The organism is Streptomyces sp. NPDC048659 (assembly GCF_040650575.1).
In the GTDB taxonomy this organism is placed as follows: Bacteria; Actinomycetota; Actinomycetes; order Streptomycetales; family Streptomycetaceae; genus Streptomyces.
In genome coordinates this window covers 1-15,793 of sequence record NZ_JBEZHM010000038.1, presented here as the reverse complement: position 1 = coordinate 15,793, position 15,793 = coordinate 1, and the positions used below count along the sequence as shown (strand labels likewise).

The 15,793-nt window shown below is 76.9% G+C and carries 16 protein-coding genes; 8 read left to right on the top strand and 8 right to left on the bottom strand.

The window, feature by feature from the left end:
* The first annotated feature begins 12 nt into the window (after positions 1-12).
* Together AB0C99_RS25850 and AB0C99_RS25845 are read left to right on the top strand one after the other, a co-directional pair.
* Positions 13-984: an LD-carboxypeptidase gene (locus tag AB0C99_RS25850; protein ID WP_362479608.1), complete on the top strand. Its 972-nt coding sequence runs from the start codon at positions 13-15 to the stop codon at positions 982-984.
* A 440-nt stretch (positions 985-1,424) separates the two neighbouring features.
* Positions 1,425-3,185: a CocE/NonD family hydrolase gene (locus tag AB0C99_RS25845; RefSeq protein ID WP_362479456.1), complete on the top strand. Its 1,761-nt coding sequence runs from the start codon at positions 1,425-1,427 to the stop codon at positions 3,183-3,185.
* Between the two features lie 26 nt (positions 3,186-3,211).
* Here AB0C99_RS25845 and AB0C99_RS25840 read toward each other — a convergent pair whose 3' ends face one another.
* On the bottom strand, positions 3,212-4,381 hold the full coding sequence (locus AB0C99_RS25840; protein WP_362479453.1) for an adenosine deaminase: 1,170 nt from the start codon (positions 4,379-4,381) through the stop codon (positions 3,212-3,214).
* Between the two features lie 56 nt (positions 4,382-4,437).
* Entirely contained in the window at positions 4,438-5,187 is a 750-nt protein-coding gene (locus tag AB0C99_RS25835; RefSeq protein WP_362479450.1) for a GntR family transcriptional regulator, read from the bottom strand.
* A gap of 162 nt (positions 5,188-5,349) precedes the next feature.
* On the opposite strand from AB0C99_RS25835, the gene AB0C99_RS25830 reads away from it, so the two are divergent.
* Both AB0C99_RS25830 and AB0C99_RS25825 read left to right on the top strand, forming a co-directional pair.
* Positions 5,350-5,595 carry a LapA family protein gene (locus AB0C99_RS25830; protein ID WP_362479448.1) on the top strand — a complete coding sequence of 82 codons (246 nt, stop codon included), beginning with the start codon at positions 5,350-5,352 and terminating at the stop codon, positions 5,593-5,595.
* Positions 5,592-6,086 (top strand): hypothetical protein, encoded by a 495-nt coding sequence (locus AB0C99_RS25825; RefSeq protein WP_362479445.1) that lies wholly within the window; start codon positions 5,592-5,594, stop codon positions 6,084-6,086. Before AB0C99_RS25830 ends, AB0C99_RS25825 begins: the two co-directional genes overlap by 4 nt.
* A 51-nt stretch (positions 6,087-6,137) precedes the next feature.
* Here the strand turns inward: AB0C99_RS25825 and AB0C99_RS25820 are convergent, their stop codons facing one another.
* Positions 6,138-6,470, bottom strand: a complete 333-nt coding sequence (locus AB0C99_RS25820; RefSeq protein ID WP_362479442.1) for a DUF6204 family protein — start codon at positions 6,468-6,470, stop codon at positions 6,138-6,140.
* Positions 6,471-6,609: 139 nt separating this feature from the next.
* Between AB0C99_RS25820 and AB0C99_RS25815 the strand changes: the two genes are divergently transcribed.
* The gene (locus tag AB0C99_RS25815; RefSeq protein ID WP_362479439.1) at positions 6,610-8,556 is read left to right on the top strand and encodes a DUF5107 domain-containing protein; all 1,947 of its coding nucleotides are present in this window, start codon (positions 6,610-6,612) and stop codon (positions 8,554-8,556) included.
* Positions 8,557-8,706: 150 nt separating this feature from the next.
* Here AB0C99_RS25815 and AB0C99_RS25810 read toward each other — a convergent pair whose 3' ends face one another.
* The 3 genes from AB0C99_RS25810 to AB0C99_RS25800 all read right to left on the bottom strand — a co-directional run bounded on the left by AB0C99_RS25810 (position 8,707) and on the right by AB0C99_RS25800 (position 11,277).
* Complete coding sequence (locus tag AB0C99_RS25810) at positions 8,707-9,540, bottom strand: methyltransferase domain-containing protein (protein WP_362479436.1); 834 nt, start codon at positions 9,538-9,540, stop codon at positions 8,707-8,709.
* An 85-nt stretch (positions 9,541-9,625) separates the two neighbouring features.
* The gene (locus AB0C99_RS25805; protein WP_362479434.1) at positions 9,626-10,150 is read right to left on the bottom strand and encodes a GNAT family N-acetyltransferase; all 525 of its coding nucleotides are present in this window, start codon (positions 10,148-10,150) and stop codon (positions 9,626-9,628) included.
* Positions 10,147-11,277 carry a hypothetical protein gene (locus tag AB0C99_RS25800; protein ID WP_362479431.1) on the bottom strand — a complete coding sequence of 377 codons (1,131 nt, stop codon included), beginning with the start codon at positions 11,275-11,277 and terminating at the stop codon, positions 10,147-10,149. The genes AB0C99_RS25805 and AB0C99_RS25800 overlap by 4 nt, the downstream gene beginning before the upstream one ends.
* Before the next feature lie 226 nt (positions 11,278-11,503).
* Here AB0C99_RS25800 and AB0C99_RS25795 point away from each other — a divergent pair, with 226 nt between their 5' ends.
* From AB0C99_RS25795 to AB0C99_RS25785, 3 genes are all read left to right on the top strand, one after another.
* On the top strand, positions 11,504-11,671 hold the full coding sequence (locus tag AB0C99_RS25795; protein ID WP_362479429.1) for a hypothetical protein: 168 nt from the start codon (positions 11,504-11,506) through the stop codon (positions 11,669-11,671).
* A gap of 16 nt (positions 11,672-11,687) precedes the next feature.
* Complete coding sequence (gene lanL / locus AB0C99_RS25790) at positions 11,688-14,651, top strand: class IV lanthionine synthetase LanL (protein ID WP_362479426.1); 2,964 nt, start codon at positions 11,688-11,690, stop codon at positions 14,649-14,651.
* Positions 14,652-14,748: 97 nt separating this feature from the next.
* Positions 14,749-14,874, top strand: a complete 126-nt coding sequence (locus AB0C99_RS25785; RefSeq protein WP_205628270.1) for an ALQxL family class IV lanthipeptide — start codon at positions 14,749-14,751, stop codon at positions 14,872-14,874.
* Positions 14,875-14,955: 81 nt separating this feature from the next.
* On the opposite strand, the gene AB0C99_RS25780 is transcribed toward AB0C99_RS25785, so the two are convergent.
* Entirely contained in the window at positions 14,956-15,465 is a 510-nt protein-coding gene (locus AB0C99_RS25780; RefSeq protein ID WP_362479423.1) for a GNAT family N-acetyltransferase, read from the bottom strand.
* A gap of 127 nt (positions 15,466-15,592) precedes the next feature.
* Positions 15,593-15,793, bottom strand: a 201-nt coding sequence (locus tag AB0C99_RS25775; RefSeq protein WP_362479420.1) for a hypothetical protein, incomplete at its 5' end; no start/stop codon positions are given.

The following is a 15,793-nucleotide window of genomic DNA, read 5'->3' as shown; positions in this document are numbered from 1 at the left end:
GCCGTGACGGGGGTGGCGGGGGCGGCAGGGACGGCGGGAGCCGGGCGGTCCGCGCGCGTGCCCGCACTCACCCGGCCGCCCCGGCTGCGGCCCGGCGACCGGGTGGCCGTCGTCGCGCCCAGCGGGCCGATCCCCGAGGACCGGCTGGCGGCCGGGCTCGACATCCTGCGCGGCTGGGACCTCGACCCGGTCGTCGCCCCGTACGTCCTCGACACCCACCCCGCGCTCGGCTACCTCGCCGGGGCCGACGAGGCCCGCGCCCGCGACCTCACCGCGGCCTGGTGCGACCCGCGCGTCTCGGCCGTGATCTGCGCCCGCGGCGGTTACGGCGCCCAGCGCATGGCCGACCTCGTCGACTGGGCGGCGCTGCGGGCCGCCGGGCCCAAGGTCTTCGTCGGCTACAGCGACATCACCGCCCTCCACGAAGCCTTCGCCACCCGGCTCGGCCTCGCCACCCTCCACGGCCCCATGGTCGCGGCTGCCGCCTTCCTCCAGGACCCGGACACCCGCGCCTCCCTGCGGGCCACCCTCTTCGAGCCGGAGTCGGTGCGCACGATCGCCACGGCGACGGCCGGGGCCCTGGTGCCCGGCCGGGCCAGGGGGGTCACCCTCGGCGGCTGCGTCAGCCTGCTCGCCGCCGAGCTCGGCACCCCGCACGCCCGGCCCTCCGCCCGGTGCGGGCTGCTCCTCCTGGAGGACGTGGGGGAGGACCCGTACCGCCTGGACCGGATCCTCACCCAACTGCTGCGCTCCGGCTGGCTGGACGGGGTCGCCGGGATCGGCCTCGGCTCCTGGGAGGAGTGCGGTCCCTACGAGGAGGTCCGCGCGGTCCTCGCCGACCGGCTCGGCGGCCTCGGCGTCCCGGTCGTCGAGCGGATGGGCTTCGGGCACCAGGCGAGCGCGCCCACCGTGCCGTTCGGCATCCCCGGGGTGCTCGACGCCGGGGCCGGGACGCTCACCCTGGAGGTGCCGGCGCTGGCCTGACCGGCGCGCGGGGGCGCGCGGCGCCGACCGGATCTCCCCCCGACGAGCCCCGGCGAGTCCCGACGGGCGCGTTGACGGCCCGGTCAGGCGCGCCGGACCATGGGCGCGGATCGGCCGGCCCGCCCGGAGTCGGGCCGCCCTCAAGCGTGCCGTCCCCGGTGTGGAGGTCCCCCGTGCCCTTTCCCGTGCCGTCGCCCGACCGAGACCGAGACCGAGCCCCCGACCGAGCCCGAGCCGCCGACCGAGACCCAGGCCGAGCTGCCGACCGAGCACCCGGCCGTGGCCGTGACCGTGTCCGAGCCCGTAGCGGAGATCGGGAGCGCGGCTCCGCCCCCGCCCACGGCCGAGCCTCCGCACCTGGCCCCGCCCCCGTCCACGGCCCCGCCCCCGCCCGTTCCCGCCCCGCCCGTGCGTGGGCCGGCTTACGGGCCCGGCTCTGCGTGCTGCTGGCGCTGACCGTCGGGGTCGCCGGGGCCGCGCTGGTCGGCGGGGCGGGGCCGGCCGTCGGGGCGGGGACGGGGGCCGGGGGCGCGCCCGGCGCGTACCGGGTCGTCCCGCTGCGCTTCACCGTCGAGGCGGGCGGGCGCCGTTGCGCCGTGGACGCCGACCTCTACCGGCCCCTCGCGGTGGACGCCGCGCACCCCGCCCCGGCCGTCCTCGCCACCAACGGCTTCGGCGGGAGCAAGTCCGACGGCACCACCGACGCCATCGGCCGGGCCCTCGCCTCGCGCGGCTACGTCGCCCTCGTCTACTCCGGCCTCGGCTTCGGCCGCAGCGGCTGCCTGATCTCGCTGGACGACCCGCGCGTCGACGGAGCCGCCGCCTCGCGGCTCGTCGACTTCCTGGCCGGCACCCGCGCCGCCGACGACGGCACCCGCGTCGACTTCGTCGTCCGCGACGGCGCGGGCGACCCGCGGGTCGGCATGGTCGGCGGCTCCTACGGCGGTGCCGTCCAGCTCGCGACGGCCGCCGTGGACCCCCGGCTCGACGCGCTCGTCCCCCTCATCACCTGGCACGACCTCGCCCACTCCCTCGCGCCGAACGCCGCAGGGCCGGCCACCCCCGGCGTCTTCAAGTGGCAGTGGGCCAACGGCTTCTATCTGATGGGGGAGGGGCAGCCGCTGCTCGTGCCCTCGTTCGACCCCAGCCGGATCAACTCCCTGGGCTGCCTGCACTTCGTCACCGACGCCTGCGCCACCGTCCGGCTGCTCAACTCCGGTTCCTATCCCGACGCGGCGACCCGGAAGGTCCTCGACTACGCCCGGAGCGTCTCCCCGGTCTCCTACCTGGACCGGGTCAAGGCTCCCACCCTGCTCGTCCAGGGCCAGGCCGACAGCCTGTTCACCCTCAACGAGGCGCGCGCCAGCTACGAGCGGCTCGCGGGCCGAGGTGTGAAGACCGGGATGATCTGGCAGTCCTGGGGCCACAGCGGCGGGCAGGCGCCCGGCGAACTCGACCTGTCCCGAGGTGATCTGACGGCCAGTTATGTGGGTCGGCGCATCCTCGGCTGGTTCGACCGCTACCTCCGCCGCGATCCCGGCGCCGACACCGGCCCCGCGTTCGCCTATTACCGCGACTGGGGGAGCGGCTATGCCACGGCGGACGCCGTGCCCGCCCTCAGCCGGACGCTCTACCTCTCCGGCGACGGCACCCTGACCGGCAGCCGCGCCCAGGTCGTCCGGGGCACCCGTGCGTACCTCAACTGGCCGCTGGCGACGAGCCATTCGGAGTCGCCGGCCGCCCGGTTCCTCGGGCTGCCCGACCCCGCCCCGTACGATCTCCCGGGGACCTTCCTCGCCTGGCGCAGTGCCCCGCTCACCGGCCCCGCCGAGCTGGTCGGCGCGCCCCGCGCGACGCTGCGGGTCTCCTCGCCGGCCGCCGAGCGGGTCCAGGGCTCCGGCGACGCCGCCGACAAGCTCGTCCTCTTCGCCAAGCTCTACGACGTGGCCCCCGACGGCGGCCGGACCCTGGTCCACCGGCTCGTCGCCCCGGTGCGCGTCCCGGACGTCACCCGCCCCTTCACCGTCGAGCTCCCCGGCATCGTGCACCGCTACGAGACGGGCCACCGGCTGGAGTTCGTCATCGCGGCCAGCGACACGGCCTACTTCGGCAACCGGGGGATGAAGCTCGTGACCGTCTCCAGCGCCCCCGGGGAGACGGGGACGCTGGAGCTGCCCCTGGTGCGGGGGCGGGTCGGGTAGCCGCCGGACGGAGCGGCTCGCGGTGGCTAGCGGGCCGCGAGCGCCGCGTAGCCGGGGCGGACGAGCTCGTCGATCAGGCGGCGCCGCTCCGGCAGCGGCAGGAACGCGGCCTCCAGGGCGGCGACCGTGAACTCCTCGAAGACCTCGGGCCCGTACCCGAACGCGTCCGCCATGTGCTGGAACTCCTCGCTCATGGTGGTGCCGGAGACCAGCCGGTTGTCCGTGTTCAGGGTGATCCGGAAGCCCAGCCGGCGCAGCTCGTCGATCGGGTGCGAGGCGTAGTCCTTCGCGGCGCCGGTCTGGAGGTTGGAGGTCGGGCAGACCTCCAGGGCGATCCCGTTGTCCCGCACGTACGAGGCGAGCCGGCCGAGGGTGCCGTCCTCGGCGATGTCGTCGGTGATGCGCACGCCGTGGCCGATCCGCTCGGTGCCGCAGACCTGCACGGCCTCGTGGATCGACTCCGCGCCGACGGCCTCGCCCGCGTGGATGGTGAAGTGGCAGTTCTCCCGCTTGAGGTGCTGGAAGGCGGGGAGGTGGCGGGCCGGCGGGTTGCCGATCTCGCCGCCCGCGATGTCGAAGCCCGCCACGCCCTTGTCGCGGTGCGCGACGGTGAGCTCGGCGATCTCCAGCGAGCGGTCGGTGTGCCGCATCCCGGTGAGCAGGGTGCGGACGGTGATCCGGCCGCCGGAGCGGCGCTCGCCCTCGCGGAAGCCCGCGTTGACGGCCTCGACGACCTCGTCGAGGCTCAGCCCGCCCTCCAGGTGCTGCTCGGGGGCGTAGCGGATCTCGGCGTAGACGACCCCGTCGGCGGCCAGGTCCTCGGCGCACTCGGCCGCGATCCGCTCCAGGGCCTCGCGAGTCTGCATGACCGCGCAGGTGTGGGCGAAGGTCTCCAGGTACCGCTCCAGGGAGCCGGAGTCGGCGGCGTCCCGGAACCACGCGGCGAGCTCCGCCGGGTCCTCGGTGGGCAGCGCGGTGTAGCCGCTGGAACGGGCCAGTTCGACGATGGTCGCGGGGCGCAGGCCGCCGTCGAGGTGGTCGTGCAGGACGGCCTTCGGGGCCTCGCGGATCCAGTCGGCGACGGCCGGGGCCGGCCCGGCGGGAGCGGGCACCGGGGCAGGCGCGGAGGAAGGCGCGGAGGAAGGCGCGGAGGAGGCGGCGGAGGTGGGGGCGGCAGGGTTGTCAGACAAGTGCATGGCCGGGAAGTGTACGTCATCGCGCGGGAAGCGGGATGTGACGCCGGTGACACCGCTCAGTTCGACTGGAGCACCGGCAGGGCCGGCGCCCCGGTCGGCAGCATGTGCTTGGCCGCCAGGACCGGGGTCCCCGCCACCCGTACGACCTGGGTGACGAGCACCGCCGGGGTGTCCGCCGAGCGCCCCAGCTGCTCGCCCCTGCGGCGCCCGAGCAGGGTCGCGCTGACGGCGCTGTGGCCCGCGAGCTGCACCCCGCGCGAGGCTCCGGCGAGCACGGCCAGCATCGAGACGCGGTCCGGGGCGGGCGCCGTCCGCAGCGCCTCGGCGAAGGCCGGATGGGCGCGCTCCAGGACCTCGCCGGGCGCCGCCCACTCGTGGCTCAGCGCCGCCGGGCCCGCCTCGCCGGTGAGCACCGACTCCCAGAACCGCAGCTCGGCGCCGGCCGGGGCGAGCAGGTGCTGGGTGGTGAAGTCGGTCGGCTCCTCGGTGGAGCGCAGCAGGCCGCGCACCCGGGCCGGGGCGCCGCCGCCCAGCAGCTCTTCGAGCGGCTGGAGGTGTTCGAAGCCGCGCCGGGGCGGGTGGGCGTTGACCGTGCGGCCGACCCCTCGGCGGACGCTGAGCAGCCCGTCCTCCTGGAGCAGCAGCAGCGCCTCGCGCAGCGCGGGCCGGCTCACGCCGAGCTCGGCCGCCAGCTTGGGCTCCGAGGGCAGCGTGGAGCCCGGGGGGTAGGTGCCCTCGTGGACGGCGTCCGCGATCCGCTCGTAGAGCGCGACGACCGGTCGCCGCTGCTGTCCGCCGGCTGCCACGGATCCTCCTCGTGCCTCCGGGCCGGTCCGGCCGGCCCCCGTGCTCTTACGGTAGCGGGCCCACGTTGTCTGACAAGTCACCCGGACGGGCGCCTTCACCGCCGCCACGGGGTGCGAATCGGCCCATCCTGGTGGGACGGACGACGGAGGAGAGGGCCGGCCATGAGTGCCAAGGAGACGTCGAGCACGGGCAGGGCGGCCCGCTCCGGCGGGGTCTTCACGCCCGGCCGGATCGCGATCGCGGCGGTGCTGGTGCTGCTGCTGGTCTTCATCTTCGAGAACACCCGGCAGGTACGGATCCGGCTGCTGATCCCCGAGGTCTCCATGCCGCTCTACCTGGCCCTGCTGATCACGGCCGTGCTCGGCGCGGTCTGCGGCTATTACGCGGCGGCCCGGAGGCGCAAGTGAGGCGGGCGACGGTGGTGGCCGCCGGCGCGCTGCTCGCGCTCGCCGCGATGGCGGTGAGCTCGGCGGAGACCCGGACGGAGGCGGAGGCCGGGACCGGCCCGGCGAACGGGACCGGCCCCGCGAACGGGACCGGAGACGGGGACGGGATCAGGACCGGGGCCGGAGGCGAGACCGGGACCGGGGCCGAGGCCGGTGCCGGTCCCGGGGCCGAGGGCGGCGCGCCGCCGGGCCGTCCCGGCGGCGGGCAGCCCATGCCGGACTTCCTGGGCCAGGGGCTGTGGCGGGTCTTCACCGCGCTGGACCCGCGCACCCGGCTCGACGTCCACGACGTGGCGGGCGGCGACCGGCGGGTGCTCTGGCCGCCGAACTGGCGCGTCTGCACCCAGCACCCCGCGCCGGGCGTCGCGCGCGGGGCGCGGGGGCGCGTGGTGGTGGGCGTCCTCAAGAAGGGCGAGCCCTGCCCGGCCCGCGTCACGTCGGCCCGCCGCTGAACAGCGGTCCGGGGCGGGACCCCCGTACCCCGCCCCGTACCCCCGTACCCCTCAGCGCTTGTAGTTGATCTTCATCGTGTCCATGTCGGTGACCGTGGACCTCAGGTCGCGGAAGCCGTGCCCCAGCTCCTTCAGGGCGGCCTCCACCCGGTCCTCCGCGATCGCCCCCGCCATCTCGTCGCCGTCCGCCGCGTCGGAGAGCACGATCAGGCGGTACGAGAAGTGCTTCAGGTTCCGGTCGTAGGTGAGCGAGCCCTCGTCGGTGAAGCGCATGGCCGACATGCCGTGCTCCTCGACCTCCGCGAGCAGCCGCGCGCGGCTCTCGTCGCCCAGCCCGTCGAACGTACCGCGCACGATCACCCGGTAGGTGTGCTGCGTGCCCATGCCCTGCCTCCTCGGAACCCTCACCGCAAAGCAACAACCCTACGGCGACCGGTGTAGTCCGCAACGGAATTTCCGGCGTACCCCGGAGGGTGTTGTCCACGCTCTGGCCAGCGGTGGTTCCGGCGTGTTCCATGGCGTCATGACGACCGTACGACGTGCCGTACTCACCCTGCCCGCGGCGCCGTTGGGCCCGGACAACCCGCTCCCGGCCCTGCACCTCCTCGACGGGGCCGCCGCCGCCCCCGCGGTCGACGGCCGGGCCGCGCTCCCGCGCGACATGGCCCGGCAGCTCGGGCACGCCCCGCTGCGCACCCTGCTCCCCGCCCGGGTCAGGGACGGCTACGGGCGCGCCCGGACGCCCCGGGACCTCGACGCACTGGTGATCGAGAACGAGCGGCTGCGGGTCACCGTGCTGCCCGGACTCGGCGGCCGGGTCCACTCCCTGTACGACAAGACGGCTGACCGCGAACTCCTCTACCGCAACCCGGTGTTCCAGCCCGCCGCCTTCGCGCTCAACGGGGCCTGGTTCTCCGGCGGCATCGAGTGGAACATCGGCGCCCGCGGCCACACCACCCTCTCCTGCGCCCCGCTGCACGCGGCGGCCGTCCCCGCCCCCGACGGCGACGGCGAGATGCTCCGGCTGTGGGAGTGGGAGCCGCTGCGCGACCTGCCGTTCCAGGTGGACCTGTGGCTGCCCGCCGGGGCCGCGCACCTGCGGGTCGCGGTCCGGATCCGCAACCCGCACGAGCGGCCGGTGCCCACCTACTGGTGGTCCAACACGGCCGTGCCCGAGGACCGCCGGATCCTCGCCCCCGCCGACCAGGCGTGGCACTACGGCTACGAGCGGGCCCTGCGCCGGGTCCCGGTCCCCGTCACCCCGGACGGCACCGACCGCACGTACCCGCTGCGCGGCAGCCACGCCGCCGACTACTTCTACGAGGTGCCGGACGGGCGGCGGCGCTGGATCGCCGCCCTGGACGGGACCGGCGCGGGGCTCGTGCAGACCTCCACGGACCCGCTGCGCGGGCGCAAGCTCTTCCTGTGGGGCTCCGGGCGCGGCGGACGCCGCTGGCAGGAGTGGCTGACCGAGCCGGGCACCCCCGGCTACGCCGAGATCCAGGCGGGACTCGCCCGCACCCAGCTGGAGCACCCCACCCTGGAGCCGGAGAGCGAGGTCTCCTGGCTGGAGGTGTACGGGCCGCTGGCCGCGGACCCGGCCGCCGTCCACGGCGCCGACTGGGCTGCGGCCACCGGCACCGTCGAGGCGGCGCTGGACCGGGCGGTGCCCCGGGCGGAGGTCGAGGCCGCGTACGCGCTCTGGCGGGAGCGCGGCGCCGACACAGAGCCGGGGGAGCGGCTGGCCGAGGGCTCGGGCTGGGGCGCGCTCGAAGTGCTCCGCGCCGAGTACGCGCTGCCCGGCACCCCCTTCGGCGAGGAGCAGCTCGGCGAGGAGCAGCGGCCGTGGGTCCACCTGCTGCGGACGGGCGCCCTGCCGGAGGCGGAGGAGACGCGCCCCGGGCGCACCCCGGTGTCCGACGCCTGGCGCGACATGCTGGAGACGGCCCCGGCCGACCCGGCCACCGAATACCACCTCGGCATCGCCCAGTGGGCGGGCGGCGACCTCGCCCAGGCGGTACGGAGCTGGGAGCGCGGCCTGAAGAACGCCTCCGTGCGCTGGCCGCTGCTCCACTGCCTGGCCGTCGCCGACCACGAGTGCGGCCATCCGCGCCGGGCGGCCGAGCGGTACGCGGACGCCTTCGACGAACAGTGCGGCGGCGACCCGCTGGTCACCGCGGCCCTCGGGCGCGAGACGATCGGCGCGCTCCTGGAGACGGGGGGTGCGGCGCGGGCCCGCGCGGTCCTGGAGCGGCTGCCCGAAGAGGCCCGCGTCCGGGGGGCGTTCCGCTTCCTGGAGGCGCGGCTGCTGCTGGCCGAGGGGCGGCGGACGGAGGCCCGCGCCGTCTTCGACGCGGGCTTCGAGGTGGCCGACCTGCGGGAGGGGGCGGAGATCCTGGGCGAGGTGTGGGCCCGCCTCACGGACGAACCGCTTCCGGACGCGTACGAGTTCAGGATGCGGCCGAGCTGAGGCGGGCGGGGCCGGGGGGTGCCGGTGCCGGGCCGTCCGGGCCCGGTCGCCGGTGCCGGGCCCGATCGCTCACGCCCGGGCCCGATCGCTCACGCCCGGGCCTGCTCGCTCATACCCGGCCCCCGCCCAGTCGCGCCCCGCCCCGCCCGCTCACGCCCGGCACAGGATCTCGCCGTGCGGGACCATGAACCAGGCGTCCTCGTGGGTGCCCCAGGCGCGCCACGCCTCGGCGATGTCCGCCAGCTCCTCCCGGGTCGTGTGGCCGCCGCCGACGGCCAGGTCCGCGTAGCCCGACCGGGTGGTGCGGTCCGCCCACAGGCCGCTCCACCAGGCCCGCTCCTCCGGTGTGGCGAAACACCAGGTCCCGGCGCCCGCGGTGACGTCGGTGAAGCCGGCCTCGCGGGCCCAGGAGAACAGGCGGCGGCCCGCGTCCGGTTCGCCGCCGTTCGCGCGGGCCACCTCCCGGTACAGCGCGGACCAGCGGTCCAGGCCCGGGTGTTCGGGGAACCAGGTGAAGGCCCCGTAGTCGCTGTCCCGGGCGGCGACCACGCCGCCGGGGCGGCACACCCGGCGCATCTCGCGCAGCGCCTGGACCGGGTCGCCCACGTGCTGCAGCACCTGGTGGGCGTGGACGACGTCGAAGGAGTCGTCGGGGAAGTCCAGGGCGTGCACGTCCGCGACCGCGAACTCCACGTTGGTCACGCCTCGTTCGGCCGCCGCGGAGCGCGCGGCCGCCAGCACGTCCTCGGCGGCGTCCACCGCGACGACCCGGCCCGGCGCGACCCGCCCGGCCAGATCGGCGGTGATCGTGCCGGGTCCGCAGCCGACGTCCAGCACGTCCAGCCCGGCGCGCAGTTCGGGGATCAGGTAGGCGGCGGAGTTGGCCACGGTGCGCCAGGCGTGCGAGCGCAGCACCGACTCGTGGTGCCCGTGGGTGTAGACGGCGGTCTCGTGCGCGGCGGGCTGTTCCTGGGCGGACGTCATGGCCGGACTCCCTCGTGTGGGTCGATGGCGCAACCGTACGCCGCCCGGCCGTATCGTGAGACCCCGTTCTCATCATGTGGACATGTCAGCCGAACGGGCCGCTCCGGTAACGCAGTTCGGTGAGCGGCCGGCCGCCCGTCTCCTCCGTCACGGCGGTCCCGTCCGGCCGCCACCCGGCCGCCTCGTAGAAGGCCCGCGCCCGCGGATTGCCCTCCAGGACCCAGAGCCGGGCCGTGCGGAAACCGGCCGCCGCCATCGCCCCGTACGCCGCCGTCATCAGCGCCCGCCCCACGCCGAGCCCCCACGCCTCCGGCACCGCGTAGAGCGCCGCGAGCTCCGCCGTCACCGCCGGGTCCGCGTCCGCGTCCCCGCAGGCCCGGAAGCACGCGAAGCCGACCGGGCCCGCCCGCTCCGCCAGCAGCACCGTCGGCGCGTCCGGCCCGCCGAGGCGCTCCCGCCACCGCTCCGCGCGCTCCCCGGCGTCCAGCCCGTCCAGATACGCGTCCGGCACCAGCCCCCGGTAGGCGGCGCGCCAGGAGCGGACGTGCACCTCGGCGATCGCGGCGGCGTCCGCCACCGTCGCCGCCCGCACCGCCACCCGGGCCGTCACGCGAGCTCCCCGGGCGCCGAGCCGGCCGGTGCCGTGTCGTCCCGCGGTGTCGGACCGGCGGGTGTCGTGTCGTCGTCCGGCGGTGCCGGGTCGGCGGGTGCCGTGTCGTCCTCCGGTGCCGGGTCCGTCGGCGTCGGGTCGGTCAGCCCCGCGCGTTCGGCCAGCGCGCCGCCCTGGAAACGGCTCTCCGCGCCCAACTCCTCCAGGAGTTCGGCGATGTGGCGGCGGCAGGTGCGCAGCGACATGCCCATCCGCCGGGCGATCACCTCGTCCTTGGCGCCCTCGGCCAGCAGCCCCACCAGCGCCCGGCGCAGGCTCGGCCCGACGTCCTTGTACGCGGCCTCGCTCGTGCCGTGGAACGGGACCGCGCCCGACCAGTGCTGCTCGAAGACCCGGCACAGGTACGCCACCACGTCCGGGTCCCGGACCAGCACGGCGCCCTCGCCCGTACCCCCGTCGGCGCGGCGCGGCAGAAAGGCCACCGAGCGGTCGAACACCACGGCCCGGTCAGGGAGTTCGGCCGCCGTGCGGTACTCGGCCCCGGCCTCGGTGAGCCGCTCCACGTACCCCTGCGTCGAGAGGCTCGCGCGCGCCGAGTGCTGGTACAGGGTGCGCATCCGCACCCCCCGGTCCAGCATCGCCAGGTCCCGGTCGATCGCCGCGCCGAGCCGCCCCGGCGCCCGCCCGCCGCCGGGCTGGATGCTGAACACCTCCTCGCGGCAGCGCGCCGACTCCTCCGTCAGCATCGCCGACGCGGACGCGATGTCCGGCAGCAGGTCCACCCCGGTCCGGCGGGCCTGCTCGCGCCGCGCCGCCCGGTACTGCGGCATCAGCGCGTGCAGTTCGTCCCGTACCGCCTGGGCGTGCGCGGCGGCCTGGGCCAGCTCCGCCTCCAGCGGGCCGACCACCTCCGCCGCGGCGGCGTCCGGGCTCACCGGGATCAGCTCCTCCGGCCGGCCGGGGGCCGGGCGCAGCAGCCGCAGCCGCAGCAGCGTGCGGGACGCGGCCTCCACCTCCTCCTGGCTCAGGCCCAGCGCCGGTACGACGTCGGGCGGCCAGCGGGTCAGGCTGCCGCGCGCCAGTACGTACTCGAAGACGGCGACGGCCCGCGCGTCCAGCCGTGGCATTTCGTCGAGATGTGTCCCCATCCGCATCGGTTCCCCCCGGTTCACGGCCCTGCTACTTCCGTGCCATGCAGGGTATTGCCAGGTCGCGGCCCTGGACCCAGCGGGCCCGCCGGGATGGACTGAGGGCGTCCGACGGGGGCAAACCCCGCGAGGACGACATCCGGCGTGAACCCGTCGAACACGGGTCATGCCGGCACCCCACGCCTCCCGAACCAGGAGCCCTCGCATGTCCGCAGCCGTCCGCTGTCTCCTCGCCCTCACCGTCCTGCTCACCGGATTCACCGGCGCCGCCGCCGCGACGGCCGAGGGACGGGACGGGGGCGCGGCGCGCACGGCCGCCGCCGAGCCGATGGACACCAGTTGGGGCGACCACTACGTCCGGCCGCAGCTGTAGGGGCGGGGTGCGGACCGTGTCGACCTCCTCCTCGCCCACGCCCGGGCCCGCCACGGGCCCCGTCACGGGCCCCGGCCCCCGCCGGGCCCGCGCCGAGCGCCCCGCCGACCTGGCGCTCCTGCCCGACCTGGTGCGCGCCGCCGTCGCCCGCTCCGGCGACGCGGCCGGCTGGACCGTGGCCCCCGGCCCGTTCTGGTGCCACGTGCGGCCCGCCGCGCCGGTCCGCCGCGCCCAGGGCTGGAAGCTGCACGTCTCCGCCACCCCGCTGTCCGCCCCGCTCGTCCTGGCCCGCGCCGCCGACGTGCTCGTCGCGCACGGCGCCACCTTCAAGTTCGCCGGCACCCCCGGCCGGGTCGCCGCCCTCGTCTCCGGGCGCTCCGCGCGCGGCGGGGGCGGCAAGTTCCTCACCGTCTACCCGGCCGACGACACGCGCTTCCGGCTGCTCGCGGAGGAACTGCACCAGGCCACCGCCGGACTGCCCGGCCCCGCCGTCCTCTCCGACCGGCGCTACCTCCCCGACAGCCAGGTCTCCTACCGCTACGGGGTGTTCACCGGCGTGCGGGAGCTCACCGAGGACGGCGGCTTCGCCGCCCGGCTCACCGACCCCGAGGGCCGTCCCGTCGCCGACGAGCGCAACGCCTGGTTCAGCCCGCCCGCCTGGGCCGGCGAGCCCTTCCCGGACCGCCCGGCGGCCCCGCCCCGCAGCACCGCCGCCGCCAAGCCCGTTCTGCTCGCCGGGCGGTACGTCGTGCGCGGCGCCATCCAGCACTCCAACAAGGGCGGCGTCTTCCGCGCCGAGGACACCCGCCACGGCGACCAGGTCGTCGTCAAGCAGGCCCGCCCGCACGTCGGCGCCGGACTCGAAGGGCTCGACGTCCGCGACCTGCTGCGCCGCGAGGCCACCCTGCTCGCCCGCTTCGCCACCGCCGGAGCCGACCTGGTGCCGCGCCCGGTCGAGGTCTTCGAGCAGCAGGGCAGCGTCTTCCTGGCCGCCGAGGCGGTGCCCGGGGCGACCCTGCGCCGCACCGTCGCCGAACGCCTCGCCGCCGACGGCGCCGCCTGCCCCGACGCCCGTACCGCGGGCTCCCTGGTCTGGCAGCTCATCGAACTCGTCGCCACCGCCCACGGACTCGGCGTCACCCTGCACGACTTCAACCCCAACAACGTCATGGTCACCCCCGACGGGCGGCTCCTCCTCATCGACCTGGAGATGGCCGCCGCCCCCGGCGAGCGCTGGGTGCTCGGCGCCACCCCCGGCTACACCGCGCCCGAACTGCGCGCCGCCGACCAGGTGGCCCCCGCCTTCCCGCCGGCCGTCGACCTGTACGCGCTCGGCGCCACCGTCCTGCACGCGCTGAGCGGCGCCGACCCGCTGTTCGCCGCCGACCGGCCCGCCGCCGACGCCCGCCCCGACGAGGAGCGGCTGGCCGCCCTCGTCGCCCTGCTCGCCCGCGACCAGCCGCTCGTCCGCGCCTACGCCCCGCTGATCCGCGGCCTGATGCGCGACGCGGCCGAGGACCGCTGGAGCCTCGACCAGGCCCGTACGTTCGTCACGGGACTCCGCGCGGACGGGCGCCCGGCGGCGGGCGGGGCGGCGGACGGAGGCGCGGCGGCGGGCGGGTGCGAGGGCGGAGCCGATGCCGGGCCGGAGGCTCGCGTGCAGGCCCCCGTGAGCGGCCTCGCCTCCGTGAGCGGCCTCGTCCCCGTGAGTGGCTTCGCCTCCGTGAGCGGCCTCGTCCCCGCCCCCGAACCGGCGGATCCGGCCGCCGTCCGCGACCGGCTGCTCGGCGACGGCATCGCGCACCTGCTGGCCACCCTGCGCCCGGACGACCCCGAACGCCTCTGGCCCTCCGACTCCTTCGGCGAGACCTGCGACCCGGTCGCCGTGCAGCACGGCTCCGCGGGCGGCGTCGCCCTGCTGGCCCGCGCGCTCACCCACGCCGAGGCCCTGGACGCGGCCGGGGTGCCGCTGGACCCGGCGGCCCTGCGCGCGGGCCTGGCGACCGCCGCGCGCTGGACCGCCGACCGGGTGCGGGAGCTGCCGGGCCACCTGCCGGGGCTGCACTTCGGGCGCTCCGGCACCGCCTGGGCGCTCCTCGACGCCGCCCACGCGCTGGACGACGCCGAGCTGGCCGAGCGCGCCACCGGACTCGCGCTCGCGCTGCCGGTCCGCTGGCCCAACCCGGACGTCTGCCACGGCGCGGCCGGCTCCGGCCTCGCCCAGCTGCACTTCTGGAACGCCACCGGCGACCCCCGCTTCCTCGACCGGGCCGCCGAGGCCGCCGAAGGACTCCTCGCGGCCGGCCGGCGCACCCCCGAGGGCCTGTTCTGGCCGGTGCCCGAGGACTTCGGCTCCGCGCTCGCCGGGGCCTGGCACTACGGCTTCGCGCACGGCGTCGCCGGGGTCGGCACCTTCCTGCTGCTGGCGGCCGAGGCCACCGGGGAGGAACGGTTCCGCGCCGCGGCCGTCGAGGCGGGCGGCACCCTCGCCACCGCAGCCCGGGGCGGGGCCGCCGGGGTGCTCTGGCCCGTGGACCGGGCCCGGCACCTCGCCGACTCCCCGGAGCTCGCCCGCCACTGGTGCAGCGGCTCCTCCGGCGTCGGCACCTTCCTGGCCCGCCTCTGGGCGGCCGGCGACGGCGCCGCCGACGGGCTGCTCGCCCTCGTGGACGGCGCGGCCCGCGCGGTCCGGGCGGGCAGGGTCACCGACTCGCCCGCCACCTGCCACGGGCTCGCGGGCAACGCCGAGTTCCTGCTCGACACGGCCGAGCTCACCGGCCGGGCCCGGCACCGCGCCGACGCGGAGCTGCTCGTCGAACACCTCGCCGCCCAGGCGGTCCTGCGCGACGGCCGGCTCCTGATCCCCGACGAGAACCGCAGGACCGTGCTCGCCGAGTACGCCACCGGCCTGGCCGGCAGCCTCTCGCTGCTGCTGCGCCTGCGCTGCGGCGGCCCCCGCGCCTGGCTCCCCGAGAGCTGACGGGCGCCGCCCCTCCCCAGACTTCCGCTGGCCGCCGGCCCGCGGAGGCCGGTCCCGCACGGACCGGCGCCCACCGCGACACACAAAGGAGAACGCCATGATGGAGCACGACATCGACGCCCTGCAGGTGCTGCCCCAGGAGGTCCGCACCGAGGACGCCCGCGGCGAGGAGCACGCCGCCGCCCTCATCACCGCCTGCCGCTGGCTGACCAGCGGCTGCTGACCCACGGCGGCACAGCGCGGGACCCCCGACAGCGGGGGTCCCGCCTGGCGCAGCTCTGCTGTTGGGGGTTCCGCCCGCGTCTCAGGCCGCCCGCCACTCCCAGCGGCGCTCCCCGTCCACGTACCCGTCCGTCGGCGCCAGGCCCGCCGCCGTCGCCACCGCCGCCGAGGCCAGGTGGTCCGGGTGGACGTGCGCCACCAGCACCGGTACGCCCCGCCCGCGCAGCCAGTCGGCCAGCGCGCCCGCCGCCTCCTTCGCCAGCCCCCGGCCCTGCCAGGCGGTGCCCGTCACCCACGCGATCTCGGCCTCCGCCCCGGTCACCGTGGCCTGCACGGTGCCGACCGCGCCGCCCTGGTCCCGCAGCCGCAGCACCCAGTTGCACCAGGCCGTCCCCGGATCCGCCGGGCCCGCCAGCATCCGGGCGTACCGGTCCCGCAGCTCCGGCTCCGCGAGCGGCGCCCCGCCGATGAAGACGTGCAGCGCCGGATCGGCCAGCACCCCGGCCATCTCGGCGGCGTGACCGAGCCGCAGCGGCTCCAGGTCCAGGCGAGCGGTGCGCAGGGGGACGGCGGTCACGGGGGAGGAATCCATGGGACCAGTGTCTCCCGGGCCCTGGTCCGCCCCGCAGGCGCGGGGAGGGCTGATGCGGTGCTCGGATGGTCTGGACCGTGGTGGGGAGGGCCATCATGCGCTGGCCCTCCCCACCACGGTTTCGCTGCTAGTTCCAGCTGCCGGTGATGGCGAGGTGGGTGGGGTCGGTCGGGGCGCCGGGCGGGGTGTCGGCCGGTTCCCAGCTGCCGTTGGTGTGGCGGACGGTGTGCTTGATGGTGCCGCCGCTGATGACCGTGGTGTGGAACTCGTCGTCGGCGGACGCGGCGCTGACGCTGCGGATCTCGCCGGTGCCCAGCACGGGGGCGAG